Origin of the sequence: Anaerophaga thermohalophila DSM 12881, from assembly GCF_000191885.1 — a bacterium.
GTDB lineage: Bacteria > Bacteroidota > Bacteroidia > Bacteroidales > Marinilabiliaceae > Anaerophaga > Anaerophaga thermohalophila.
On sequence record NZ_AEWI01000180.1, the window covers coordinates 1 to 526 of the forward strand.

Below are 526 nucleotides of genomic sequence, written 5' to 3' on the forward strand. Positions count from 1 at the left end.
CCGTGCTTTCACTTTTTAACAGGCTGGTGCCTTTCAGGGCTTCGGAAAAAGTCTCTTCATCGCCGACTGTAAACACCGGCGTTTCAACGCTTTTTATATATCCCGGATGTTGGGATATACTGTTTTCCCAATCGCCAAACAGGGGTACTTCGGTGATCTGAACACCGGAACTTTTGGTCGACGATTCTCTTTCAAGAAAAACATTTCCACCGGTTTGTTGATAAAACTACTGACGCGCATCATCCACACTTTCGTAATCAAAGTCTGTCAGAGTTGTATCATTGGCTTCGACCGTCATTTCATCTTTTTCACAGCCGGTCAAAAACAACAATGGAAGGATAACAAAAAGCAGGGAAACAATAAAAGAAAGTTGCTTCATAGGTAAAGAGTTTAAGTTAGAAGTGAGAATTGAATTAAAAAAAACACTACAACCGGCCAAAAACCTTTGTATCAGGAACTATCATATTTTAAAGAAACAAAATAATCTTCTTACAATCAAGAAAAATCTGCCTCACTTTCTGAAGTG

General features: G+C 39.2%; 1 protein-coding gene. It reads right to left on the reverse strand.

Annotated elements, in window-relative coordinates:
- Nucleotides 1-226: 226 nt before the first annotated feature.
- Nucleotides 227-379, reverse strand: coding sequence for a hypothetical protein (locus tag ATH1_RS21545; RefSeq protein WP_010424864.1), 153 nt, complete (start codon nucleotides 377-379; stop codon nucleotides 227-229).
- Nucleotides 380-526 lie beyond the last annotated feature (147 nt).

What these genes read in the sequence shown, in the direction of transcription:
- ATH1_RS21545 (WP_010424864.1), bottom strand. Translation starts at nt 379, where the DNA reads ATGAAGCAACTTTCTTTTATTGTTTCCCTGCTTTTTGTTATCCTTCCA.